We start from the raw sequence: 24,839 nt of genomic DNA, 5'->3' as shown, positions 1-24,839 counted from the left end.
GACGCTGCTTTCCCCTGTGTCCGTCGCTGCGGTGCCTACGTCGCCGATCGCGGGCGGTCGCACCGGTTCGGCGAGGCGCAGCCCGTCCCAAATACAAGCGCACGTGAAGAGAAAATCACGTGAAGGGATGCCCGCCGGGGCGCTGGATCACTCCCACTCCATCATCAACAGGCCGCCTAAACCGCGTGGTTGCGGCCTCAACGGCGCATCACGAATTCGACTGGCGTGACGACCTCGACCGGGTCGCCGGGCACTTCCGTCGTGGGCGGCGGGAGCGGACTCGCACGCTCGACCGCGGCGATCGCCTCGCTGTCGAGCGACTCGTGCCCGCTGCCGCGCGCCAGATCGACCGCAAGCACATTGCCCTGCCGATCCACCGCATACCGCACCTGCACCACGCCCTCGTAGCGGCGCCGCTGCGCCACGCGCGGATAGCGCTTGAATCGCTCCAGATGGCCCAACACCTGGGCCTGCCAACTGGCCAGTGCCTGGCCGGCGGCACCGGAAAGCGCCTGAGGTGCGGCGTACTCGGGGCCGGTCGGCGCCTGCACGCTGGGGGGCGCGCTGATCTGCGCGACATCGTCGCTGGCGCCGTCTTTGTCCCGTTGATCCCGCAACGGCTCCGGTATCGCCACTTCCGCCTGGCGGTGGATCCGCTCCGGCACAGGCTCGGGCGTCGGCGTCGGCTCCACCTTCGGCTGCGCCTGGCGCTGCTCCTGCTGCGGCGACCCCGGCGGCAGTTCGGTCGGCGGCGCCGGCGGTGCCGCCGGCTGCGGTGCCAGCTCCACCATCACCGCTCGAGTCGATTCCGGCAGCGGCACCGGTGGGTCGTACGCACGCCACCACAGCGTCGTACCGACTACCGCCACATGTGCGGCCAGCACCACGCCGACGCTGGCACCCCAGCGCAGGCCGGGCCGATCCTGCGCCAGCGCGTTCATTCGCCGCGCTGCTCCAGCCCGACCAGCGCCACCTTCAGGTATCCGGCTTCGCGCAGCCGGTTCATCGTCGCCATCAGCTCCCCGTAAGGCACGCCCTTGTCGGCGCGCAGGAAGATGCGCTCGTCATGGTCGCCTTCGGTCAGCGCGTCCAGCCGCGTCCTCAGCTCCTCACCCGTGACCGGATCCTGGTTCAGACTCAACGACAGGTCTTCCCGCACGGTGAGATAGACCGGGTCGTGGTCCTTCGGGTGAGGCTGGGCGGTGCTCGCTGGCAGGTCCACCGGCACATCCACCGTCGCCAGCGGCGCGGCCACCATGAAGATGATCAGCAGCACCAGCATCACGTCGATGAACGGGGTGACGTTGATCTCGTGGTGCTCGTCCAGTTCGTCGTCGTCGCGACGGGGCTTGATCGCCATCGTTCGCTCCGCTCAATGTGTGCCTACGACAGCGATACCGGCCTTCGGCGATTCACGCCGGTCCAGGTCGCGCGAGACCAACTGCTGCACCGCCGCCGACAGATCGCCAAGGCGCCCACGGATGCCGCCCAGACTACGGGTGAAGTGGTTGTAGATCACGACCGCGGGAATCGCCGCGACCAAGCCCAGGGCGGTCGCCAGCAGCGCCTCGGCGATGCCGGGGGCCACCACCGCCAGATTGGTCGTATTTGACCGGGCGATGCCGATGAAGCTGTTCATGATGCCCCACACCGTGCCGAACAGGCCGACGAACGGGGCCGTAGCGCCGATCGTCGCCAGGAGGCCCGTGCCCTTGCGCAGGTGGCGGGTATAGGCCAGCTCGATGCACTCCAGCCGCGAGGCCAGCCGTTCCTTGATACCCGCCTTGTCCGACAGACCCGCGGACTGCTGCAGTTCGGTGCGGGCCTCATCGATCAGATCGCGGGCGATCCCCTCGGTCGAGTGGGGATTGGCCTCGGCCTCGGACAGCCGCGTCGACTGGGCCAGCACCGCGCGGGCGGCGTGCAGTGCGCGGACGATCCCCCGCAGTTCCCAGGTCTTGGCCACGAGCACGGTCCAGGTGGCCGCCGAGGCCAGCGCGAGGCCGACCATCACGGCCTGCACAACCCAATCGGCATGCAGGAACATCTGCCAGGCACTGAGATCCGAGGGAAGGTTCACGATTGCGCTTTGCATGGATCAATCCAGTTCATCAGGACGGGAAGAAAGGTCCGCTGCTGACGCCGGCAATCGGGCACCCACGCGCCGGGGCAGCACGTTGCGGGAGGTGGTCTGCGACACCACGCAGCCGTGGCGGCGGGCGACAGGGCTGCGTGGCGTCCAGCGGCGGTGATCGAGTGGCGCTTCCTGCTCATGGCTCCGGCCTGCACCACAGCCATACCAGCACGCACGCCATGCAGCCCAGGATGATCGCCACGCTCGGCTTGTGCGGGATGGTCAACGCCGAGAACGTGCCGGCCAGCGCCATCGTGGCGGTCGCGCCCCACTTCGCGCGACGCGGCAGCCTGCCCGCCTGCCAGTGCCCGAGCAGCGGCCCGAACACCCGATGCCGCAGGATCCAGGCGTGCAGCCGCGGCGAACTGCGCGCCGCCGCCCACGCGGCCAGCAGCACGAACTCGGTCGTCGGCAGCCCCGGCGTTACCAGCCCCACGAACGCGAGGCCGAGGCAGCCCCCTGCCGCCGCGCGTAGCAGGAAGCGCCGCAGCCCAGTGGCTTGCATCGGCACCGAGTCGGGCATCGTCGGCTTCATGTGCGTGCGTGCAGACTCGGCGTGCCGGCCAGAATCGCCCACAAGCGCCCCGTTCCCGCTCGGCGCTTCATGGCACGTCCCCGTCCATGCGACCGCCCGACACGGGCAGTTCCTCCTCCACGTAACTGCGCACGGCGCGGAAAGCGTCTTCCGCCCCCAGTACGACCTCGTCTTCCTGCGCCGGTGTCAACTGCACGGCATCCAGCGCGGCGGTGAACTGGCGCCAGTGCCGCGCGGCGCCCTCCGAATGCGCTGCCAGGTGGCGCGCGCCGAAATCGCGATCCAGCCCAAGCTTCTCGCGCGCCAGCTTGAACAGAACGGCGCCGCCCAGGTTCGAGCCTTCCGCCACGTACAGCCATCCGAGCGCCACCGGCAGCGGCGTGTCCGTGTCCAGCCTGCCCGGCGCGGCCGTCGGCAACTGTTTGCCCAGGTCGCTCAGGTCGTCGGCGATCTTCGGAAGGCGACGACGCTCGGCCAACTCCGGGATCAGCGCCGCCACCACGGCGCTGCCGTACAGCATGTCGATATCGCGGTGGAAGCGATACTGCGCCCGAACGAATCCGGCGAAGCGATCGCGGCTGCCGAAGACGTCGGCGTTCATGACGCGCTTGTCCAGCACATCGTGTATGTCATGCGTGGCCGCCTTGAGACGCAGGCTGCGGGCGGAGATCGGGTCGGCGATGGTTTCGTTCATGGCGATGGCTCTTCGAGTACCGGAAACGGCGGGTGGGCGTACATGGAGGTTCGGTCATGGCTGCCGGACTCGCGCTCAGAACGTGCGCTCGAGTTTCAGGCTGACGGCGCTCTTGTCGTAGCTGTACAGCCAGTCCACGTTGCTCTTGACCCGGGTGTAGCGCAGCGTCAGCAGCGGAACGAAGCCAGCTGCGGTCCAGCGAGTCGTCTTCAGGATCAGGATGTAGTTCTGCTCATCGTCCTGGCGCTGCGCTTCCAGCAGCGCGTTGAAGGCGCCGTAATCGCGGCGACGGTAGGAGGCGAACAGGGAACCGGTCACGTGTGACGACTGCAGGGACACCCCCAGCCGCGCGCCCTTTTGCAGATACGCGTTGGCGTCTTCCGGCGCGCCGCTGTCCATCAGGTCGACGCCGCCGAACACGGTCCAGTGCGGCCCCACATTGCGGAAATAGGTGGCGTAGGCGGCACGCGTGGGGGCATCGTAGCTGCGGGCATAGTCCGCGTCGCGGTAGCGCATGGCCTTCCAGTCGCCCTCCAGCTTCATCAGCGACTGCGGCGACAAGGTGTAGCTCCACTCGCCGTGCATACCCCAGGCGCCATACAGAGTGGCATTGCCCAGCGCGTAGTAGTCGAAGGACGGCGCGAGCGCGATGGCGTGGCGGCCGCTGCGATAGCCATAGCCGGCTTGCGCGGACGCGGTCAGCTCGTTGTAGGCGCTGTTGTCGCGATAGCGCTGGCCGAACAGCAGCGCGCGCAGGTACAGGCCGTGGTGCCCGCGCAGCGGCAGGCGTTTGGCGAGGCCGGCGTCGTAGTCCACGCCGGCGGAGACGATGGCGTCGGGGGTCTTGCGGTCGAAGTAGCACGTGCCGTCCAGGTACAGCAGGCAGGTATGGCTGGCCGAGGTGCGATTGACGTTGTCGCTCCAGGTCGGGCCAAGCGCGAACGAGCCGTTCCAGGCGCGGCGGTTGTCCAGGGCCAGGCGGAAGGTCTCCACGGTCTTGCGCACGCCTTCGGTCTTCGGGTCGGATGCGTCGAGATCGCCGGCGATGGCCGCGAACAGTTCGGCGGCCTCGAGATCCTGCTGGTCCTCGAACAGCACGCGGGCCAGTTCCAGGCGGCCGGGCAGGAAGCCGGGCTGCCGCGCCAGCAGCACACGGAATTCGCGTTCGGCCTGGCCATAGCGGCCCTGCACCCGCGCCAGTGCGCCCTGTGCGTAATGGACCAGCAGCGGATCACGATCGGGCAGTGTCAGGTACTCCTCCAGGAAACGCGCCGCCGCCGTCCACTGCCGGTGCTGCAGCGACAGGTACAGCGCCCGGCCCAGATCGTCGGCGTTGTGCTCGACCGCGTACGTCTGTCCGTCGATGGTGAGCGTGGGGCGAGCTTCATCCTCCAGCTCATCCTTGAGCAACTCGCGCTCGCGCTCGATCGCCTGGCGCTCATTGCGCTGGTCGAGGGCACGGCGGATGTCGTCCTGCCCTTGGGCACGCAAGGAGACGTTGGCCAGGCACGCCAGCATGGCCAAGGCGAACACGAGCGAGGGACGCCGGTATCTCGCGGCAGTGGGAAAGCGCATGCGCAGAGTCGTCGAGGCAATGGCAAGGACTGGCGGAATCTGGCTGGTCCCTGCCTTGTCGTCATGCCGGCGTCAGTTCTTCGTGCCACCGAAGGCGGTGTTGTACTGGCTTCCCGCGCCGAAGTTGGCGATGCCGGCCAGGGACGCCGCATTGGCCCCGAAGAAGCGCCCTTGCACGGTACCGGCGGCCGCGCCGCTGTTCGCGTTCGCAGCGCCGGAGAACAGGGCGCTGCCGGGAGCGAAGGTCGCGCCGACGGCGATGTTCAAGCCGGTCCTGGAGAGATTGCCGGACAGCGTTCCCGCGCCGAAGTTGACGTTGAACGTGCCGGAAAGCAGGTTGCTCCCCGTGAACTGGTTGACGCCGGCCACCGAGTAGCTGGCCGTGCCGCTGGTCGGCACCGTGGTGCCCGCGTCGTTGCCCACGTAGTACACCTGACGGTGGCTGAAACCGCCGGCGCTGCCGTTGCTGGACCATTCGCCGATGTACACGTCGCTGGCGGCGACCTGGATGAAGTTGAAATAGCCCAGCCCGCTGTGGCTCGGCGGCGAACCGGTGATCGGGAAGGCCAGGCTGTGCACCCGCGTGGTCGGCAACGCATCGCCGTCGACGTTGGCGCCGATGTTCACCTCGGACTTGGTGGTGAAGGGAAGCAGGCCGTCGAAGTCGACCCGCTGCCCGCTGGCATACGTGGAAACGCCGATACCTGCCCAACCGGGCTTGTGAGGACCGGCAGGACCGACTTCCGAAACGCCGACGTTGATGGCGTAGTTGGGATCGGAAGGGGGACTGGACGCGCCGACGACGGCGGCCTGTGCCGCGCCGGCGATGGCGGAGATGGAAACGGCCGCCGCCAGGGCGGCGATGCGATGGATGGTCTTCATTCGATTCACCTCGAGTGGAGTCTTGTTTCGGTCATTGTTGGATGGGTGTTCTCAGGGCATCAGGTACACATCGCGGTTCTCCTCTGTCGCAGAAGGCTAAAAGCGTGCGGTCAGGCTGAGCTTGAGGGTCCGTCCGGGGGCCGGCATGGTCGAGCGCGTGGCCGGATCGGTGAAGTACCGGTCGGACAGGTTGGTGCCGGCCAGTTCCATGCGCAGCCCATCCGAAATCAGGTAGCTGGCGTAGGCGTCCAGGGTGAGCACTTCGTCCCAGGAGAACGGAACGTTGAAGAATCCGATCGATTGGACTTCCTGCTTGTATTCCCGGTACCGGTCCAAGTCGGGGTTCCGGTGGCGGTCGTAGTAGGTCACCCTGCCGCCCGCTTCCAACTTCCCATCCCAAAAGCGCCCGCCTAATGACCATTTGGCGGAGAACCGCGGTATCGCCTGGGTCAACAGGTAGCTGGTGACGAATCCATCCTGCACGCAGTTGGGGACCGCACCGAAATCCGGATCCAGCGCGATGGCGGTGCTCTCGTCGCAGACCTCGTTCTTCAGCGTCCGGGACACGGCCAGGTCGGTGAAGAACCGGGCGCCGTCGTACCGCGCGTTGAGTTCCACGCCTTCGATGCTCTGCTTGTCCAACTGGCTGAAGAAGAACTGGCTGTTGCGATCGATGACGTCGCGGGTCTTGTGCACGTAATAGGACAGCTTGACGTCGGCCAGGCCGTCGGCCGCGAGCAGGCCGCTCAGGTCGTGGACGTAGGCCACCTCCCAGTTGTGCGCATGCTCCGGCTTGAGCGAGTAGAACGGATTGAAACTGTTGGCGCTGAAGCCCAGTGTGCTCTCGAACATGCTCGGATAGCGCAGGGTTTCGTCGTAGCGGAAATAGGCCCGGCTGTAATCGGAGAACCGCACGGTGGCGGATAGGGACGGCGCCCAGCCACGGTCGCGCCGCTTCTCGGCGGTCAGGATCCCCGTATGCGTCAGGTCCGATGTGGAGGTGACGTCGCAGGTCTGGCCGTTGATATAGGGCGAGACCAGGTGCTCGACCGTCTCCATGAATCCATTCACGCAGATGTTGCCGGTCCGGTAGTACTTGCCGTCTTCGGCGCGCTCCCAGGGAACGGTGTGCGTCTGGCCGGGCCAGCTGTCCACCGCCTGCCGCACGATCTGGTCCACCTGCTCCGGCGTGAAGATCCCGAGGTCGACGAAGATCTGGTACTGGCTGTACAGGCCGTCGTGGTAGGACTGCACCTCTTCGGGGGACCGCGTGTAGTAGGTGGCCTGTTGGCCGGAGAACCCGTAGGCGAACTCGCCTTCGTGCGCCGCCAGAAAGTCGTCGAACGCCCAGTACGACGAGTAGCGCATGCCGGCGTTGAGGGTCAGGTACTCGGTGGGCCGCCACTCGAAGTTGAAGTTGGCGTCCCATTCCTCGCGTCGCCCCGATCGAGGAAACATCCTCCAGCCGGCCGCCTCGCCGATCCATTCGTCGCCGGAGCGCAGCTTCTCGTGCCGGAAGCTGCCGCCGACCGTCAGGTCCAGAGCATCGGCGAGGCGGAAGCGGTTGCTGAGCGTGACTCCGTTGCGCGCGTTGCTCGCATTGGCCAGCGCCGTGTCGATGATGACGGGGTCGTAGCCGTACAGGGGATCGCCCTGCGCGTAGTTCGGGAAGCCGCCAGCGGTGTAGGTATCACTGAGGGTGTCGGTGCGCCACAGGTTGGCGCGCAGGTCGAGCCAGCGGTGGTCTTCCGGCTGCAGCCTGTACTCCAGGTTGTAGGACTTGGCGTCGACCCGGCTCAACGGCCACTGGATGCGGCCGCGGTCGTCGCTGCCCTCGATGCGCGAGGGGATGATCTCGCCGTAATGGGAGAGACTGTCGCGGTATCCGAACTGCAGGGCCTGGTCGTCGTTCGGGCGCCAGGTCGCCTTGAACAGCCACGATTCCATCTGGCTGGAGGTGTTGGGGACCTCGTTGCCCGGCTCGAAGTAGTTGGCCAGCGTGGTGATGTAGTCTTCGATGGCCGGCTCGGCGATCCGCTGCGCGTAGTAGCCTGCGTCCTTTTCGCCGGAGAAGTAGTTGCCACGCTCGCGGTAGGCGTAGGCGCCGAACAGGTCGAGCTGGTCGGACTTCCAGCCCAGCGCCAACCGGTAGGCATGGTCTTCGCCGTCGAAGACGTTGTAGCCTCCGCCGCGCGACTTCAGGTCCACCCGCAGCGTGGGATCGTTGTAGGCCGAGGACGGCGGGTCGGGAAAGCCGGGGACGTCACGGTAGTCCTGCCCGGTCAACAGCGTCGGAAGGCGCGGCGCGACCGCGTTGCTGCTGCCTTCCAGCTTGAACTCGCCGCCGAAGCTTTCCCCCGGTTCGACCACATCGTCCGCATCCAGCGTCTTGATGACGACCGCGCCGCCGACGCCGGTGCTGACGTCGCGCACCAGGCTCGGCCCCTTGACGATCTGGATGCCGCCGATCAGGTTCGGGTCGATGTAGTTGCGGTTGGTGATGCCGTTGTAGCCACGCCAGACGGTCAGCGCCTGCTCGGTGCCGTCGATGGTGACGGGGACGCGGCCCGGGCCCTGGATGCCGCGGATGTTGACGTCCAACGCGCCGCTGTTGCGGGCGTCGCCGCTGAACACCCCGGGCACCCCGTTGACCAGGTCCGAGGGCGTGGCGCCCTTGTAGCGCTCCACCTCGATGCGGCCGACGTAAGCGGTGGAGCTGTCCAGGTCGTAGACGTCGTCGTAACCCCTGGTGTCGCGCCGGGCACCGGTCGCATCGTCGGCGCCCTGGCCCGCCACATTGAGCGAGTCGGTGACGATCACGCCGTCCGCGCCCGGCGGCCGGCCGGGGACCACTTTCCCCACCACCACGATCCCCGGCTCGCGCCAGTGCCAGGTCAAACCGGTGCCGGCCAGCAGCCGGGACAAGGCCTGCTCGGCGGTGTAGCGCCCCTCGACCCCCCTCCCCTGCAGCCCGGCCACCTCATCGGAGGCGAACAGGATGCGCACGCCGCCCCGGTCGGCCAGCCGCGTGAGCGCGGTATCCATCGGCTGTGCCGGAATGTGGAAATCGACGGCCTGCGCCGCGGCAGCGGGCGCCTCGGCCTGCGCCAGGGCCGGGGTCGGCCCGGCCAAGGCCAAGGCGACGCCTGCCGCCAGCAGCGAGCGCAGGCAGGAACGGTAAACGGGGGTGGCTGGAGATCTCATGGGTCCTGTTGTCTATCGGAAGGAGGCCCGCACGTGGGGCGGACATCACAAATGCGAATGTCTCTCATTCCTATAGACGAGCGGACCGGGGTGAAATTGCAGTGCGATGTGCCGGCTCGGCACACGCTGCGCGCAGGGCAAGCGCGCGAGGCAGGCCGCGGCAACGGCCACGCCACTGGGCTTAGCGGACCAGCGTCAGCAGCGGCAGGCGAATGAGCCGGGCCCGGGCGAGTGCGGCGACGGTACGCAACAGGGCGTCCGGATCGTCCAGGTCGAAGACGCCGCTGAGCTCGAGCTGGCGCAGGCCCTCGCCCACCACGACCACCCGGCCGGGAAGGTAGCGCTCCAGCTCCGCGGCGATCGCCGCCAACGGCTGGCGGTTGAAGATCAGCTTGCCGCGTGTCCAGGCGGTCGCGGCGGCCGCATCGACGGTCTCGACCAGGCCCAGTACGTCGCCACTGAAGGAAATGCGCTGGTTCTCCCCGACCGTGGCGGTGCCCGCGCCGTTGCGCACGTCGGCCACCCCTGAAACAACGGTCAGGACACTGTGCCGGGATTCCCGCCGCAGCGCGTAGCGCCCGACGCCGGCCCGGAACTCGCCGTCGCGGCTTCGGGCCGCGAACGGCCGGCGCGGGTCATCGACGACCTCGAACAGCACTTCGCCCACCGCCACCGAGGCTTGGCGCAGCGCATCGGAGAAATCCACCGACAGGGCGCTGGCGGTGTTGAGCCAGGCCCGGGAGCCGTCCGGCAAGGCCAGGCGCCGGCGCTGGCCGACGCGGGTGCTCTGGTCGGCGAAGAAGCCCGCCGGCGGCCCCGACAACAGCCCGCTGCCGGCCAGCCCCGCCACGGCGGCCGCGGACAACCCGCCGGCCAGCACCGCCCGCCGGCTGATGCCGCGGCGCGGTTCGGGTGCCAGCGCCCGCACCCAGCGCCGGTGCTCGTCGGCCGCATCGGTCCGGCCCACATCTTCCAGCAGGCGCTGGGCCTGGCGGACCGCCTCGGCATGGGCCGGGGAACGCCGGCGCCACCGCTCGAACGCGGCCCGTTCGGCTGGTGACCGATCGCCTCCCATCCGGACCACCCACTGGATCGCCTCGTCGCTGAGCACGTTGTTACGGGATCGAAATCGGTCGAACATGCGGCGTGGCGGTCGGCTGCGCGGTATGGATGGATCGAGGTCGTGTGCCTCCTCTTATATGAAGACGAGTGGCCCCGGGGGAAATTGCAGCGGCATGGCCCGCGCTGCGGTCGTCACGGCGACGACAGGCGGTCGCGGCAATGGCGCAGCGCCTGCGCGAGATACTTGGCGACCATGCTCTCGGACACCGACAGCCGGCGGGCGATCTGGGCATGCGAAAGCCCATCGACGCGGAACAGCAACAGGGCCAATCGGGCATTGGGCGGCAGTTCCCGCAATGCGCGGTCGAGCTGGCGCAGGCGGTCGTCGACCACGGCCCGGTGCTCCGGGTCCGGCACCGGATCGGGCAGCGAGGGATCCGGTTCGCCTTCGCCGGAAGTTCGCTGGTCCCGGCGCGCGGCGTCGATGGCGAGATTGCCGGCCACCCGGTAGATGAAGGCACGCGCGTCGCGGATCTCCTCCTGCCTGCCCTGCCGGGACTCGGTGTCCAGAAGGCGCAGATAGGTGTCCTGGGCGACGTCCCTCGCTCGTTCGCTGTCGCCGACACGCCGACGCAGGTGACGGACCAGCTCGTCGTAGAGGCCAAGAAAGCTGTCGATCAAACGGGGGGTGGGACGGGTCATCGATCGCCGGCCCGCGCAGACACCAGCAAACGGGGCTCGTGCGGATGGAACCGTCCGCGGGGCGCCCCGGGGCGGGCGCGGCAGGGCCCGGACGACGGCAGGCGAAGCGCATGCAAGCGCAGTCCAACCGCAGACACGGCGACATACCCGGCCTGCCCGGCCGGCACACGAGAGCGGCATCCAACCTTCGCCACGGGACGATCTCCGAGGTTCAATCGTCGGCTGGCGCTTCGCTGGCTAACCTCACCATCATACCTCCATGTGGCAGGCCCTCTGAATACCCACCATGATGCGGCAACGGCCGTTCGCAGCTGTCCACCGCATCAGACCCGCGGTCTTGTGACGGCATGAGCCGTAACCTGCCCGCCTCGATCCTCGCCCGCCTGAAGCAGAGCGCGGACGCCGAGCGGCAAGACGCGCGCAAGGATGCGCGCCGTGCCGCTGACCCGCCTGACGTGCTGGATGCCTCGTCGCGCGGCGTGGCACTGAACTCCCGCATGGGCGGCGGACAGATTGCGGTTCCTTGGGCAACGGAAGGCCGAACGTTTCCACAGTGAAGATTTCGGTGTCCTGGCAGCGGCTGCCACGACGAACACGATCGGCCACCGGACCTATCGACCAGAGCGCGATCGAGTGTCGGGTCGGCCATGGTGTCTACCGCTTCCTGCCATTTCGTAGCCCGGGTTGAGACCGTTCCGCCAGACGTTGCTCGATACCCGTCAACAGTAGGTCCATACCGACCGTGAATCGAGCATCGAAGTCGGGCTCGAATAGTACCTGCGCCGCACTGCGAAACTTCGGGAACCGTTCTTTCGCAAGTGCCAGAAACGTTGCGGCTCGCTGCGCCATATCAATCTCGTCGTCGGGTACCGGCGGTGGGTTTCGCGCTCCGATGGCGACCGTCGTGATAGGCGGCCTGATCGTGGCAACGGTGCTGTCGCTCCTGACGACACCGGCGCTGTTTCTGGCAGTCGAAAGTTTGTATGTCCGTCTTCGGCGTGTGCGATCACCGGCGGAACCTTTCTCAGCGCATTCGCGATAGCAGCAGCTTCGTCTGGGCGTATTCCGATAGAGGCCGCTAACGCGCTGGCCATCACCAACGGAGAAGTTGGGCGGCGACCACCTCCTGCGGGGCGCGGCCAGCCTTGGCCTGTCCCTGCTCGATCACCAGGTGATGGCGATAGCTGACGTAACGTATTTATTTTCAAATCAACGTTACGTCAGATTCTCGATAACAGGAGATAGTCCCGGAAGGACGTCTTTTCACTCCCACTCGATCGTCGCCGGTGGTTTGCCGCTGATGTCATACACGACGCGGGAAATACCCCGCAACTCATTGATGATCCGGTTGGACACGCGGCCGAGGAACTCGTACGGCAGGTGCGCCCAGTGCGCCGTCATGAAGTCGACTGTTTCCACCGCACGCAACGCGATCACCCACTCGTAGGCGCGGGCATCGCCGACCACGCCCACCGACTTGACCGGCAGGAACACGGCGAAGGCCTGGCTGGTCCTGTCGTACAGGCCGGCCTTGCGCAGCTCTTCGATGAAGATCGCATCGGCCCGCGCCAGCAGCTCGGCGTATTCCGGCCGCACCTCGCCGAGGATGCGCACCCCCAGGCCCGGGCCCGGGAACGGGTGGCGGTAGACCATCTCGCGCGGCAGCCCGAGCTCCACGCCGAGCCGGCGCACCTCGTCCTTGAACAGCTCGCGCAACGGCTCCACCAGGCCGAGCTTCATGTGCTCGGGGAGGCCGCCGACGTTGTGATGGCTCTTGATCACGTGCGCCTTGCCGGTCTTGCTGCCGGCCGACTCGATCACGTCCGGGTAGATCGTGCCCTGCGCCAGCCATTTCGCATTCGCCAGCCGGCCGGCCTCTTCGTCGAAGATCTCGATGAACAGGTTGCCGATGACCTTGCGCTTGGCTTCGGGATCGGCCACGCCCCGCAGTGCGCTGAAATAGCGTTCGTGGGCGTCGACCCGGATCACCTTGACCCCGAGGTGCTCGGCGAAGGTGGCCATGACCTGGTCGCCCTCCTGCCAGCGCAGCAGGCCGGTGTCGACGAACACGCAGGTGAGCTGGTCGCCGATGGCCTGGTGCAGCAGCGCGGCGACCACCGAGGAATCCACGCCGCCGGACAGGCCCAGGATCACCTCGTCGTCGCCGACCAGATCGCGCACGCGCGCGATCTGGTCCTCGATGATGTTGGCCGCGGTCCACAGGGTGCGGCAGCCGCAGATGCCGGTGACGAACCGCTCGAACACGGCCAGCCCCTGCTTGGTATGCGTGACTTCCGGGTGGAACTGCACGCCGTACCAGCGCTTCTCGTCGTTGGCGAAGGCGGCGACCGGCACGCGCTCGGTGCTGGCGGTGACCACGAACCCGGACGGCGCCCTGGAGACGTGATCGCCATGGCTCATCCACACGTCCAGGCGCGGCGGCGCGCCCGGGTGGTCGGCGAGGCCCTCGAGCAGCCGGTCGCGGGCGACCAGCGCCACCTCGGCATGGCCGTACTCGCGCTGCTCGGCGGCCTCGGTCTCGCCGCCGAGTTGCTTGGCCATGGTCTGCATGCCGTAGCAGATGCCGAGCAGCGGCAGGCCGCTGTCGAACACTTCGCCCGGCGCGCGCGGCGCGCCTTCGACGGTGGTCGATTCCGGGCCACCCGAGAGGATGATGCCCTTCGCGCCGAAGCGCCCGATTTCGGCAGGATCGTGGTCCCAGGCCCAGACCTCGCAGTACACGCCGATCTCGCGGATACGCCGCGCGATCAGCTGGGTGTACTGCGCGCCGAAGTCGAGGATGAGGATCTTGTCGCTGTGCAGGTCGGTCATTGCGGCTGGGACTCGGGCGGGGACGGAACGCGGCCGTCGGGACGACCGAAGGTGCATTGCTGCAGGTCCGGGTCCCAGCCCCCGCCGCCGTCCTCGCAGGACGCGCGCAACTGGTGGCCGCGGTAGAACTGGAGGCCGAGCAGGCACGCCACCACGATCGCGAGCACGATCATCCCGGTGCCGATGCGGCGGCGCGGCGGCGGTTTCGACCCGGACATCGGATCAGCCCATCCGGTAGTTCGGCGGTTCCTTGGTGATCTGCACGTCGTGCACGTGGCTTTCGCGCTGGCCGGCACCGGTGATCTTCACGAACGACGGCCTGCTGCGCATCTCCTCGATGGTCGCGCAGCCGACATAGCCCATGGTCGCGCGCAGGCCGCCGGCGAGCTGGTGGACGACGCCGCTGAGCGGGCCGCGGTACGGCACCCGGCCCTCGATGCCCTCGGGCACCAACTTGTCGGCGTCGCTGGCGTCCTGGAAGTAGCGGTCCTTGGACCCCTGCTCCATCGCGCCCAGGCTGCCCATGCCGCGGTAGCTCTTGTAGCTGCGCCCCTGGAACAGCTCGGTCTGCCCGGGCGACTCCTCGGTGCCGGCGAACAGGCCGCCGATCATCACCGTCGACGCACCGGCGGCGATCGCCTTGCCGATATCGCCGGAGAAACGGATACCGCCGTCGGCGATCAGGGGGATGCGGTCCTGCAGCGCGTCGGCGACCATCGACACCGCGGTCACCTGCGGCACGCCGACGCCGGCGACCATGCGCGTGGTGCAGATCGAGCCGGGGCCGACGCCGACCTTCACCGCGTCCGCGCCGGCATCCATCAGCGCCAGCGCGGCGTCGCCGGTGACGATGTTGCCGCCGACCACCTGCACCTGCGGGAAGGTCTTCTTGGTCCAGGCGACGCGGTCGATGACGCCCTGCGCGTGCCCGTGCGCGGTGTCGACGATCACCACGTCCACGCCCGCGGCCACCAGGGCCTCGATGCGCCGCTCGGTGTCGCCGCCGGCGCCGACCGCGGCGCCGACCAGCAGCTGCTCGTCGGAGTCCTTGGCGGCGTTGGGATTGTCGCGCGCCTTCTGGATGTCCTTGACGGTGATCAGGCCGCGCAGCTCGAAGCCGTCGTTGACCACCAGCACCTTCTCGATGCGGTGCTTGTGCAGCAGCTGCAGCACCTCCTCGTCGCTGGCGCCCTCGCGCACGGTGACCAGCTTCTCCTTGCGCGTCATGACGTTGCGCACCGGGTCCTCGAGCCGGGTCTCGAAGCGCATGTCGCGCCCGGTGACGATGCCGAGCAGCTGGCCGCCATCGACCACCGGCACGCCGGAGATGTTGCGGGCGCGGGTGAGCTTGAGCACTTCGCCGATGGTGGTGTCGGGGCCGACGGTGAACGGTTCGCGGATCACGCCGGCCTCGAAGTTCTTCACCCGGGCCACTTCCGCGGCCTGGCGCTCGGCCGGCATGTTCTTGTGGAGGATGCCGATGCCGCCGAGCTGGGCCATGGCGATCGCGAGGCGCGATTCGGTCACGGTGTCCATCGCCGCCGACACGATCGGCAGGTTCAGGCGCAGTTCGCGGGTGAGCCGGCAGGCGAGCGAGACGTCCTTGGGCAGGACCTGCGAATGGGCGGGAACGAGGGAAACGTCGTCGTACGTGAGCGCTTCGGCCAGGATGCGCAGCATGGGCGGTCCGGGGAGGGGAAGCGCGCCATTGTATCGCGCCAGGCGGCACTTTGGTCGTATCGATGCCGGAGCGCGCCGCCGCGCGCGACAGGGCGGCGGCCTTGTGGGAGCGACGGGAGTCGCGACCCGCCACCGGACCAGTCGCGACTCCCGTCGCTCCCACAGTGTCGGCGACGCCCTGAAGGCGGCCCGCTCACCCGCTGCCGTCGCCAGCCTCTGCCGCTTCCAGGGTGTTCTGCATCAGCGTGGCCACGGTCATCGGCCCCACCCCGCCCGGCACCGGGGTGATCCAACTGGCGCGGCGCGAGGCTTCGGCGAAGCCGACGTCGCCCACCAGCCGTCCGTCCTCGAGCCGGTTGATGCCGACGTCGATCACCACCGCGCCCGGCTTGACCCAGTCCCCCGGGATCAGCCCCGGCCGGCCGACCGCCACCACCAGGATGTCGGCCTCGCCGACGTGGCGCTGCAGCACGTCCGGCGGGGTGAACCTGTGGCAGCTGGTGACGGTGCAGCCGGCGATCAGCAGTTCCAGCGCCATCGGCCGGCCGACGTGGTTGCTGACGCCGACGATGGTGGCGCTCTGGCCGCGCACCGGGCGGTCGGTCCAGGCCAGCAGCGTGGTGATGCCGCGCGGGGTGCATGGGCGCAGGCCGAACTGGCGCAGCGCCAGATGGCCGACGTTCTCCGGGTGGAAGCCGTCGACGTCCTTGCGCGGGTCGATGCGGTGGATCAGGCGGGTGGCGTCGGGAATACCCGGCAGCGGCAGCTGCACCAGGATGCCGTGCACGGCCGGATCGGCGTTGAGCCGGTCGATCAGCGCCAGCAGCTCCGCTTCCCCGGTGTCGGCCGGCAGGTCGAAGTCCAGCGCGCGGATGCCGACCTTCTCGGCCGCGCGCCGCTTGTTGCGCACGTACGACTGCGAGGCCGGATTGTCGCCGACCAGGACCACCGCCAGGCCGGGCCGCACCGCGCCGGCGGCGACCCGAGCCTCCACCCGCAGCCGCAGCTCGTCGAGCAGTGCGTCGGCGACGCGCCTGCCATCGAGGATTCGGGCCTGGTGCGCGGCGGGCTCGGTCATGCGGGGGCCTTGCTGGAAACGGCCACGTATTGTCCCCGATTCAGCCCCGCCCTTGTAGGCGCGCGCCATGCGCGCGATGCTGTCGCGAATCCTCCGGAAGCGAAGCGCGCATCCCGCTCCCGACGCGCCTGGAATACACGATGAGCGATTCCGACACCACCACCGAAATCGAGGCTGCAGCCTTCCGCCGCCTGCTCCGGCACCTGATGCAGGCGCGCCCCGACGTGCAGAACATCGACCTGATGATCCAGGCCGGCTTCTGCCGCAACTGCCTGGCCGACTGGTACCGCGAGGAGGCCGAGGCGCACGGCCTGGCGATGACCAAGGACCAGGCGCGCGAAGCGATCTACGGCATGCCGTTCGCGGACTGGAAGGCACGGCACCAGGCGCAGGCGACGCCGGAGCAGCTGGCGGCGTTCGAGGCCGCGCAGCGCGCGCACCCGAAAGGCGACTGACGGTGGCGAAGGCGGCGCTGGGGCTGCTCGCCGTCGCCGCCCTGCTCTACCTCGGCCTCTGCGTGCTGATGTACGTGCAGCAGCGCGGATTGATGTACTTCCCGCAGTTCACCCGCGGCGACGCCGCCGGCACCGACTTCGAGCTCGACCGCGGCGATGCAGTGTTGCGCGGCTGGATCGTCAATCCGCACCAGGCCGACGCGGTGCTGTACTTCGGCGGCAACGCCGAGCGCATCGAGGACAACCGCGACGACCTCGCCGCATGGCTGCCGGCGCGCAGCACCTACCTGCTCGCCTATCGCGGCTACGGCGCCAGCGAGGGCAGCCCGAGCGAGCCCGCCCTGCTCGCCGACGCCCTCGCGCTCTACGACGAGGTGCGCCGGCGCCATCCGCATGGCCGCATCGCGCTGATCGGGCGCAGCCTGGGCAGCGGCGTCGCCAGCCATGTCGCCGCCCATCGCGAGGTCGAGCGGCTGGTCCTGGTCACGCCGTTCGACAGCCTCGCCGCCGTCGCCCAGGGTCACTACCGCTGGCTGCCGGTACGCCTGCTGCTGCGCGACCGCTACGACGCGGCCGCCAGGCTGGCCCGCTACCACGGGCCGCTGCTGATCCTGCGCGCCGGCAACGATGCCGTGATCCCGCCGCGGCACACCGATCGCCTGATCGCCTCCTGGCCCGGGACGCCCGCGGTGGTCGAGTTCCCGCAGGCCGGCCACAACGACATCCACCTGCAGCCCGGCTACGGCGAGGCGCTGGCGCGCTTCCTGCGCTGAGCGCCGAATGCGCTCCCCGGGTCACCGATCGTCTTTCGGCGACGCGCCCCTCGGGCACCGCGGTACGCTCGTATCGCCGGCGGTGCAGTAGACGCAGCAGCCTGCCGGCGTGCCCGGTGGCTGTGCCGGCATCGCCGGCGATGGGTGCGCGGGCGAGATCGCTGCCGGGGACGGCGGCGGCGCCAGCGCCGCCAGCACCTGCGCCGGCTTGAGCTGCAGCAGCACGACCCAGTCCTGCCGGTTGGCGTTGCAGGCGGCGGGCAGGTCGGGGCTGCAGGCGGGATCGCCCGGACGCCGCATCGGCAGGTCGCGCAGCTGGCCGCCCGGGGTCAGCGGCAGCATGCGCATGGTCACGCCGTCCAGAACATTGCCGCCGACCAGGTAGGCCAGGCCGTCGCGCGGCTGCGCGTCGACGACGATGTCGCAATGCATGCCGAGGCCGTCGTCGCCCGCGCTGAGCAGGCCCGCCAGCCCGGAAAAGCCGAACGTGCGCATGCTGGAGCGTGCATAGCACAGCAGGTCGCCCCGCTGCGGCCGCGCCGACTCCGGCGCGGCAACCAGGTAGGCGCTGGTCTCGGGCGCGCGGTAGGCATCGCGCACGTAGGCGACGTGGCTGGTCGCGGCGTTGAAGCCCGGCAGCCCGGCGCGGCGCATCACCCAGGACACGAATGCCGCCGACCAGGGCGTATCGACGATGAAGGCGCGGCAGCCCGGCGACGGATGTCCACCCATCCCGGCGTAGGCACACTCCCCGGCGCCCGGACGGCCCGCCGCGCGGGCGAGCAGTCCGCTGTCGCGCCAGTAGCCGGCGACCCGTCGCCACGCTTGTTCGCCGTTGGCGAGCAGGCCCGTCTCGGCCTCGCGCACGGTCGATCCGGCCAGGCGGCCGTTGGCATCGATGAACGGACGGTGCCAGAGCTGATGCTCTTCGCAGGCGAACGCCGCGATCCGCGTGGCGGCTTCGGGTGCATTCGTCTGCGCGCGCAGGAGCGGACAGACGTCGGCCGCGATCGCCGGCGCGGCCGTTAACGTCAGCAGCAACCACAGTCTCCGGATCATCCAGGCCCCAGGGCAGCCGGCGCGGGCGCGAGCAGAACGATCGCTCACCCGCGCATCGTGCCGCAGCCGGTGTGAAGACGTCCGGCAACGTGGCCGGACCCGCGGCAGACGCGGAGCGCGCTCAGCGCGCGGCGCAGAACGCCGCGTAGTCGATGTAGCCGGGGAATTCGCGGCCCGGGGCGCACAGCGGGCAGTCCGGGTCCGGCGCCAGCCGGGTCTCGCGGAAGCGCATCGCCAGCGCGTCGAAATGCAGCAGGCGGCCGCTGAGCGGATCGCCGAGGCCGAGCAGCAGCTTGATCGCCTCGGTGGCCTGGATCAGGCCGATGACGCCGGGCAGTATCCCGAGTACCCCGGCCTCGGCGCAATTGGGCGCGGCTTCGGGCGGCGGCGGCTCCGGGAACAGGCAGCGATAGCAGGGTGCCTGGCCACGCCTGCGGCCGGCGTCGAACACGCTCGCCTGCCCCTCGAACCGGTGCACCGCGCCGTAGACCAGCGGCTTGCCCAGCTTCACGCAGGCGTCGTTGAGCAGGTAGCGGACCGGGAAGTTGTCGGCGCCGTCGATCACCACGTCCACGCCCTCGAGCAGGCGCTCGACGTTGGCGCTGGTCACGCGCTCGGCGACGGCATCGATCCGGGTGCGCGGATTGAGCGCGTTGAGCGTGGCCGCGGCGGAGGCGACCTTGGCCGTGCCGATGCGGTCCTCCGCGTGCAGGATCTGCCGCTGCAGGTTGCTGCGATCGACCACGTCGTCGTCGGCGATGCGCAGGCTGCCGACGCCGGCCGCGGCCAGGTAGTACGCCGCCGGCGAGCCGAGGCCGCCGGCGCCGAGCAGCAGCACGTGGGCCTGCTGCAGCCGCCGCTGCCCGGCCAGGCCGATCTCCGGCAGGCGCAGGTGGCGCGAATAGCGTTCGTGGAAATCGGTGTCGGTGCCCGGCGCCGGCGCCGTCATCGGCAGGCCCTCCGCCTGCCAGGCCGTGGTGCCGCCGGCGATCGAGGCGAGGTCGGCATAGCCCTGTGCCTGCAGCGCCTGCGCCGCCTGCAGCGAGCGCGCGCCGCCCTGGCAGATCAGCATGAGCGGTTCGTCGCGCGCCGGCGCGTGGCGGCCCGGCGCACGCTCGAGTTCGGCCCGCTCGACACCGCTCGCGCCCTGCGCCATGCCGGCCACGCGTTCGTGTTCTTCGCGCACGTCGATCAGACGTACGCCGCTGGCCAGCCGCCGGTAGGCCTCGCGCGGGGAGATTTCCAGGATCGCCATGCCGCGATTATCGCGCGCTTCCGCACCACCGGAACGGAACGCTGCGGTGCACCCCGCCGTAGAGCCGAGCTTGCTCGGCTGCACAGGCTCCGGAGCCCAGAGCAGCGGAGCGAGCTCCGCTCTACGAAGCGGTCAATACCGTCAGTACGGCAGCACTTCCACCACGCTGCCGGCCGGATACGCGCGCGGGCCTTCCGGCAGCATGATCAGCGCGTCCGAGTCGGCCGCGGCGCGCATCCGGTGCGAGCCGTCGGCGGGATTCGGCTCGATCCGCAACACGCCGTCGTCACCGCAATGCAGCCGGCCACGCAGGAACTCCAACCGCTCATGGCGCTTGTGCCACTCGGTGCCCAGGCGCGCGTGCAGCCGCAACCGCGGTTCGCGCCGGCCCTGCAGTCCGTCCAGCAGGCGCCGTCCCAGCGTCAGCCACGTCGCCAGCACCGAGACCGGATTGCCCGGCAGGCACAGGAACAAGGCATCGCCGAGCCGGCCGCCCTCGGCCAGCAGCACCGGCATGCCCGGCTTCATCCGCACCTTCCAGAACCGCACCCGTCCCTGCGCCTGCAGCAGCGCGGGCACGTGGTCCTTCTCGCCGGCGGAGACGCCGCCGCAGGTGACCACCAGGTCGAAGGCGTTGCCGGCGTGGCGCAGCGCCGACTCGATCGCCCCCGGATCGTCCGGCAGCGTCGGCCAGGCGACCGGCTCCAGGCCCTCGGCCCGCAGCAGCCCCATCAGCTGCTCGCGGTTGGAGTTGTAGATCTCGCCCGGCCGCAGCGGCAGTCCGGGCTCCACCAGTTCGTCTCCGGTCGTGAAGACCGCGACCGTGGGCCGCCGCCGGACGTCCAGCTCCGCCAGCCCCTGCGACGCACACAGCGCGACCCGCGACGGCGACAGGACGTCGCCTGCCTGCAGCAGGCGGTCGCCGACGGCGCTGTCCTCGCCGGCGCGGCGCACGTGCTGCCCGGGTGCCGGCATCTCCTGCACGCGCACGCGATCGCCGTCGACGACGGTGTTCTCCTTCATCACCACGGTGTCGGCGCCGGCCGGCAGCGGCGCGCCGGTGGTGATGCGCGTGCACTGGCCCGGGCCGATGCGCAGGCCGAGCGTGGTCCCGGCGAATTGCTCGCCGGCCAGCTCGAACGCGGTTCCGCCGTCGCCGTCCAGGTCGGCGTGGCGCAGCGCGAAGCCGTCCATCGCCGAATTGTCGAACGGCGGCTGTTGCAGCACCGCGTGCACGTCGGCCGCCAGCACCCTGCCATGCGCGCGCTGCAGCGCACAGCGCTCGGAGGGCAACTCGCCGGCGGCAGCGACGCCATCGACGATCCCGCAGGCAGTGGCATAGGCGATGCGGCTCGGGAAGTCGCTCATGTCGGGCTCACGCGGGGTCGACGCCGGCCGCAGCCAGGTCCTCGGGGGTATTGAGATTGCCGAAGCGTACGCCGGCCAGCCGTACCGGTGCCATGCCGAGCCGCCGCTGCAGTGCCCGCACCGCGAGATCGCCGGAGGCGAGCGCGGTGGCGGCGGCCTGCCGCAGGGCTTCGGCCCGCCACAAGGCGACCAGCGGCTGCACGCCGTCATCGTCGACTGCGTACGCACCCGTGCCGCCGACGGCGGCCAGGCTCGACAACAGGCAGTCGTTGACCGAGACCAGGTCCACCGGGACGGTGAGCAGCCAGTCGCTGCCGCAGGCCTGCGCGAGCGCATCGAGCCCGCCGAGCGGCCCGGCATCGGGCATGCGATCCCCGATCGTGGCCAGGCCGACGGCGGCATAACGTTCGGTTGCACGGTTGGCGCTGACCAGCACGGCGCCGGTCTCGGGCGCGAACCGCGCGGCCAGGCGTTGCACCTGGGCCATGCCGCCGCGGCGCAGCCAGGCCTTGTCGGCGCCGCCGAGCCGCAGCCCACGGCCGCCGGCGAGGATGCCGAGCGTCACCGCCTCCCGACCGAGAGAAGGCCCCGCGTTCATGCCGCCCGGCGCCCCCGCCCCCGCCCCCGTAGAGCGGAGCTTGCTCCGCCGCATGGGCTCCGAAGCCCGCCCTGTAGAGCCGAGCTTGCTCGGCTGCGTGGCCTCCGGAGCCGGGAGCAGCGGAGCAAGCTCCGCTCTACGGAAGGCGGGTTCCGGTCGCCGCGGGCCATGCTTCAGCCCTTCCGCTTGACGTGCCGGATCAGCCGCCGCTTCTTCTCGACCTGGCGTTCGGTCAGCACGTTCTTGCGGTCCCCGTAGGGATTCTCGCCCTCCTTGAACACGAACCGCACCGGCGTGCCGACCAGCTTGAAGCGCTTGCGGAAGAAGTTCTCCAGATAGCGGCGATAGCTGTCCGACAACGTGCGCAGGCGGGTGCCGTGGACCACGAAGGTCGGCGGATTGCTGCCGCCCGGATGGGCGAAGCGCAGCTTGGCGACGTGGCCGCGCACGGTCGGCGGCGGGCTTGCCGCGTAGGCGGCCTCCAGCGCGCGGGTGACCTCGGAGGTGCCGAACTCGCGCGTGGCCGAGGCATGCGCGCGGTGGATCGCGCGGAACAGCTCGCGCAGTCCGGAGCCGTGCTTGGCGCTGATCCGCACCGCCTCGGCCCATGGCATGAACACCAGCTTGCGCGACAGCAGCGCCTCGGTCTGTTCGCGCTGGTAGGCGGTGAGCCCGTCCCATTTGTTGACGGCGACCACCAGCGCGCGGCCGGCGTCGAGCACCGCGCCGAGCACGCTGGCGTCCTGGTCGGTGACGCCCTCGCTGGCGTCGAGCAGCACCACCGCGACCTGGCAATGCTCGATCGCCTGCAGCGTCTTGACGATCGAGAACTTCTCCACCGCCTCCTCCACCCTGGCCTTGCGGCGGATGCCGGCGGTGTCGACCAGGCGGTACTTGCGGCCGTCGCGCTCGAGGTCCACCGCGATCGAGTCGCGGGTGGTGCCCGGCACCTCGGAGGCGATCATGCGCTCCTCGCCGAGCAGCCGGTTCACCAGCGTCGACTTGCCGACGTTCGGGCGCCCGATGAAGGCCACGCGCATGCGCTCCGGGTCCTCGTCGAGCACCTCGGCGTCGCCGTCCATCGGCAGGCGTCCGAGCACCTCGGCCAGCAGTTCGTCGATCCCCTGACGATGCGCCGACGAGACCGGCAGGGCGTCGGCGAACCCGTAGCGGGCGAATTCCGCCATCGCCGCGCGGGTGTCGATGCCGTCGGTCTTGTTGATCACCAGCAGCACCGGCCTGTCGCGCTTGCGCAGCCACTGCACCAGCTCATCGTCCAGTGCCGACGGGCCTTCGCGGCCGTCGACGATGAACAACACCAGGTCGGCCTCGTCCGCAGCGGCACGGGCCTGGCGCGCCGTCGCGCCCGCCAGTCCCCCGGTTTCGAGGTGGATGTTCTCGCCGGCGATGCCGCCGGTGTCGACCAGCACGAACGGGCGCTCCGGCTCGAGCCGGCAGACGCCGTAGTTGCGGTCGCGGGTCACCCCCGGCTGGTCGTGCACCAGCGCGTCGCGACTGCGGGTCAGCGCGTTGAACAACGTCGATTTGCCGACGTTCGGGCGGCCGACAAGGGCGACGAGTGGGAGCATTGGAAGGCCGGGAATGGGGATTCGGGATCTGGGAATCGTAAAGCAGGAGGGCGGCGTGGCACCGATCACGCCGCTTCCATCATCGCCGGAGGCCGGGGGCGGAAGGCCGGAAGCCGCAGTATCGCCGGGGCCGGCCGTGACCGATTCCCGACGACTCCCTATTCCCGATTCCCGGCTCTACTGCTCCAGGCGATAGGCGCTCAGGTCGCCCTTGATGTTCTGCACCACCAGGATGCCGTCGGCGACGACCGGCGCGCCCTTGATGGCGGCACGGCCGGCGCGGGTGCGCGCCGCCAGTTCGCCGTTGTCGAGCTTGAGCCAGTGCAGATACCCTTCGAAATCGCCGACCACGGCGTGGCCGTCCTGCACCGCGGCCGAGCCCAGGTTGCGCCGTGCCAGCACGTTCTGCTGCCACAGGGCCGAACCGCTGTTCTTGTCCAGCGCCCAGACGGTGCCGGCCGAATCCGCGACCACCAGGCGATCGGGGGCGAGCCCGATGCGGCCGGCGCCGCCGCGGTCGCTGGACCACAGCGGGCGGCCGCTCGGCGCCTCGATCGCCATGGTCTGCTGCTTGTAGCTGCTGGCGTACAGGATGGCGTCGTCCAGGACCGGGCGGCCGTCGACGTCGGCCATGCGCTCCAGGTCGGTCCGGCCGTCGGGCTGGCCGACCGCCTGTTCCCAGATCGGGCGACCGTCGGCGAGGCCGAGCGCGACCACGGTGCCGTCGTCGTTGCCCACGAACACGTAGCCCGGTCCGAGTACCGGCGCATCGTTGCCGCGCACCGTGAGCGGCGGCAGGTCGCGGACCCAGAACCAGCGGCGCTCGCCGCTGGCGGCATCGAAGGCGGTCACCCGGCCGTCGTTGGAACGCACGATCACGACGCCCTGCCCGATCGCGGGCGCGGCGATGACCTCGTTGCCGACCTTGGCGCGCCAGCGTTCGCTGCCGTCCTCCGCGTCCAGCGCCAGCACGTCGCCTTCCAGGCCGCCGGCCACCACCAGGCCGTCGCCGGCACCCGGGCCGCCGGAGAGCCGGAGATCGGACTCGTGGTGCCAGAGCGTGGCGCCGCTCTGCAGGTCGAACGCGCGCACGCCGCCCTCGATCGCGGCGGCATAGACGCGGCCGTCGACCACGGCCGGAGCCTGGCCGGCACCGATCCGCTTCTCGCCCTTGCCGGCGGCGGCAGTCCAGATTCGCGACACCGAAACCGACGGCGTGAAATCGGTGAGTTCGGCCGGATCGGTGGTGTTGACCTCGTCGTCGTCGCCATCGAACCAGCCACGGATCGTGCTGCAGCCCGACACGGCGACCGCGCACAGCAGGACCGCGGCGGTGCGCAGCAGCAGGGGACGTGGCTTGATCT

24 protein-coding genes are annotated in these 24,839 nt (G+C 69.8%); 4 read left to right on the top strand and 20 right to left on the bottom strand.

Translation table 11 applies throughout. The annotated features are described in order from the left end of the window. Positions 1 to 197 precede the first annotated feature (197 nt). From U3649_RS11915 to U3649_RS11870, 10 genes are all read right to left on the bottom strand, one after another. The gene (locus tag U3649_RS11915; RefSeq protein ID WP_407351542.1) at positions 198 to 941 is read right to left on the bottom strand and encodes an energy transducer TonB; all 744 of its coding nucleotides are present in this window, start codon (positions 939 to 941) and stop codon (positions 198 to 200) included. After that, the gene (gene exbD / locus U3649_RS11910; protein ID WP_407351541.1) at positions 938 to 1,360 is read right to left on the bottom strand and encodes a TonB system transport protein ExbD; all 423 of its coding nucleotides are present in this window, start codon (positions 1,358 to 1,360) and stop codon (positions 938 to 940) included. Before exbD ends, U3649_RS11915 begins: the two co-directional genes overlap by 4 nt. Before the next feature lie 12 nt (positions 1,361 to 1,372). Further along, positions 1,373 to 2,095, bottom strand: a complete 723-nt coding sequence (exbB, locus tag U3649_RS11905; RefSeq protein WP_407351540.1) for a tonB-system energizer ExbB — start codon at positions 2,093 to 2,095, stop codon at positions 1,373 to 1,375. Between the two features lie 175 nt (positions 2,096 to 2,270). Further along, the gene (locus tag U3649_RS11900) at positions 2,271 to 2,669 is read right to left on the bottom strand and encodes a YbaN family protein (protein ID WP_407351539.1); all 399 of its coding nucleotides are present in this window, start codon (positions 2,667 to 2,669) and stop codon (positions 2,271 to 2,273) included. A gap of 67 nt (positions 2,670 to 2,736) precedes the next feature. Then, entirely contained in the window at positions 2,737 to 3,363 is a 627-nt protein-coding gene (locus U3649_RS11895; protein WP_407351538.1) for a biliverdin-producing heme oxygenase, read from the bottom strand. Between the two features lie 75 nt (positions 3,364 to 3,438). After that, complete coding sequence (locus U3649_RS11890; RefSeq protein WP_407351537.1) at positions 3,439 to 4,938, bottom strand: surface lipoprotein assembly modifier; 1,500 nt, start codon at positions 4,936 to 4,938, stop codon at positions 3,439 to 3,441. Between the two features lie 72 nt (positions 4,939 to 5,010). Then, positions 5,011 to 5,820, bottom strand: coding sequence for a Slam-dependent surface lipoprotein (locus U3649_RS11885; RefSeq protein WP_407351536.1), 810 nt, complete (start codon positions 5,818 to 5,820; stop codon positions 5,011 to 5,013). 96 nt (positions 5,821 to 5,916) lie between these two features. Next, the gene (locus U3649_RS11880; protein ID WP_407351535.1) at positions 5,917 to 9,024 is read right to left on the bottom strand and encodes a TonB-dependent receptor domain-containing protein; all 3,108 of its coding nucleotides are present in this window, start codon (positions 9,022 to 9,024) and stop codon (positions 5,917 to 5,919) included. A 181-nt stretch (positions 9,025 to 9,205) separates the two neighbouring features. Beyond that, positions 9,206 to 10,165 carry a FecR family protein gene (locus U3649_RS11875; protein WP_407351534.1) on the bottom strand — a complete coding sequence of 320 codons (960 nt, stop codon included), beginning with the start codon at positions 10,163 to 10,165 and terminating at the stop codon, positions 9,206 to 9,208. 113 nt (positions 10,166 to 10,278) lie between these two features. Next, entirely contained in the window at positions 10,279 to 10,788 is a 510-nt protein-coding gene (locus tag U3649_RS11870) for an RNA polymerase sigma factor (RefSeq protein WP_407351533.1), read from the bottom strand. 347 nt (positions 10,789 to 11,135) lie between these two features. On the opposite strand from U3649_RS11870, the gene U3649_RS11865 reads away from it, so the two are divergent. Then, complete coding sequence (locus U3649_RS11865; protein WP_407351532.1) at positions 11,136 to 11,345, top strand: hypothetical protein; 210 nt, start codon at positions 11,136 to 11,138, stop codon at positions 11,343 to 11,345. A gap of 185 nt (positions 11,346 to 11,530) precedes the next feature. Further along, positions 11,531 to 11,830: an efflux RND transporter permease subunit gene (locus U3649_RS11860; RefSeq protein WP_407351531.1), complete on the top strand. Its 300-nt coding sequence runs from the start codon at positions 11,531 to 11,533 to the stop codon at positions 11,828 to 11,830. 221 nt (positions 11,831 to 12,051) lie between these two features. Here U3649_RS11860 and guaA read toward each other — a convergent pair whose 3' ends face one another. The 4 genes from guaA to folD all read right to left on the bottom strand — a co-directional run bounded on the left by guaA (position 12,052) and on the right by folD (position 16,378). Further along, positions 12,052 to 13,620: a glutamine-hydrolyzing GMP synthase gene (gene guaA, locus U3649_RS11855; RefSeq protein ID WP_407351530.1), complete on the bottom strand. Its 1,569-nt coding sequence runs from the start codon at positions 13,618 to 13,620 to the stop codon at positions 12,052 to 12,054. Then, positions 13,617 to 13,838, bottom strand: coding sequence for a hypothetical protein (locus U3649_RS11850; protein ID WP_407351529.1), 222 nt, complete (start codon positions 13,836 to 13,838; stop codon positions 13,617 to 13,619). The genes guaA and U3649_RS11850 overlap by 4 nt, the downstream gene beginning before the upstream one ends. 4 nt (positions 13,839 to 13,842) lie before the next feature. After that, positions 13,843 to 15,300 (bottom strand): IMP dehydrogenase, encoded by a 1,458-nt coding sequence (guaB, locus tag U3649_RS11845; protein WP_407351528.1) that lies wholly within the window; start codon positions 15,298 to 15,300, stop codon positions 13,843 to 13,845. Between the two features lie 193 nt (positions 15,301 to 15,493). Continuing rightward, positions 15,494 to 16,378: a bifunctional methylenetetrahydrofolate dehydrogenase/methenyltetrahydrofolate cyclohydrolase FolD gene (folD, locus tag U3649_RS11840; protein WP_407351527.1), complete on the bottom strand. Its 885-nt coding sequence runs from the start codon at positions 16,376 to 16,378 to the stop codon at positions 15,494 to 15,496. 140 nt (positions 16,379 to 16,518) lie between these two features. On the opposite strand from folD, the gene U3649_RS11835 reads away from it, so the two are divergent. Beyond that, positions 16,519 to 16,833 (top strand): DUF1244 domain-containing protein, encoded by a 315-nt coding sequence (locus tag U3649_RS11835; RefSeq protein ID WP_407351526.1) that lies wholly within the window; start codon positions 16,519 to 16,521, stop codon positions 16,831 to 16,833. 2 nt (positions 16,834 to 16,835) lie between these two features. Then, the gene (locus U3649_RS11830) at positions 16,836 to 17,606 is read left to right on the top strand and encodes an alpha/beta hydrolase (RefSeq protein WP_407351525.1); all 771 of its coding nucleotides are present in this window, start codon (positions 16,836 to 16,838) and stop codon (positions 17,604 to 17,606) included. Positions 17,607 to 17,627: 21 nt separating this feature from the next. Here U3649_RS11830 and U3649_RS11825 read toward each other — a convergent pair whose 3' ends face one another. The 6 genes from U3649_RS11825 to bamB all read right to left on the bottom strand — a co-directional run bounded on the left by U3649_RS11825 (position 17,628) and on the right by bamB (position 24,837). Continuing rightward, complete coding sequence (locus U3649_RS11825) at positions 17,628 to 18,647, bottom strand: DUF2272 domain-containing protein (RefSeq protein WP_407351524.1); 1,020 nt, start codon at positions 18,645 to 18,647, stop codon at positions 17,628 to 17,630. Positions 18,648 to 18,786: 139 nt separating this feature from the next. Then, entirely contained in the window at positions 18,787 to 19,920 is a 1,134-nt protein-coding gene (moeB, locus tag U3649_RS11820) for a molybdopterin-synthase adenylyltransferase MoeB (RefSeq protein ID WP_407351523.1), read from the bottom strand. A gap of 141 nt (positions 19,921 to 20,061) precedes the next feature. Beyond that, on the bottom strand, positions 20,062 to 21,288 hold the full coding sequence (gene glp / locus U3649_RS11815) for a gephyrin-like molybdotransferase Glp (RefSeq protein WP_407351522.1): 1,227 nt from the start codon (positions 21,286 to 21,288) through the stop codon (positions 20,062 to 20,064). A gap of 7 nt (positions 21,289 to 21,295) precedes the next feature. After that, positions 21,296 to 21,886: a molybdenum cofactor guanylyltransferase gene (locus U3649_RS11810; protein ID WP_407351521.1), complete on the bottom strand. Its 591-nt coding sequence runs from the start codon at positions 21,884 to 21,886 to the stop codon at positions 21,296 to 21,298. A 173-nt stretch (positions 21,887 to 22,059) separates the two neighbouring features. Next, positions 22,060 to 23,475 (bottom strand): ribosome biogenesis GTPase Der, encoded by a 1,416-nt coding sequence (gene der, locus U3649_RS11805; RefSeq protein ID WP_407351520.1) that lies wholly within the window; start codon positions 23,473 to 23,475, stop codon positions 22,060 to 22,062. Between the two features lie 177 nt (positions 23,476 to 23,652). After that, positions 23,653 to 24,837: an outer membrane protein assembly factor BamB gene (gene bamB, locus U3649_RS11800; RefSeq protein WP_407354606.1), complete on the bottom strand. Its 1,185-nt coding sequence runs from the start codon at positions 24,835 to 24,837 to the stop codon at positions 23,653 to 23,655. Positions 24,838 to 24,839 lie beyond the last annotated feature (2 nt).

This window comes from Luteimonas sp. R10, assembly GCF_045689605.1.
GTDB lineage: Bacteria > Pseudomonadota > Gammaproteobacteria > Xanthomonadales > Xanthomonadaceae > Luteimonas.
This window is presented reverse-complemented; position numbering and strand designations above follow the sequence as displayed.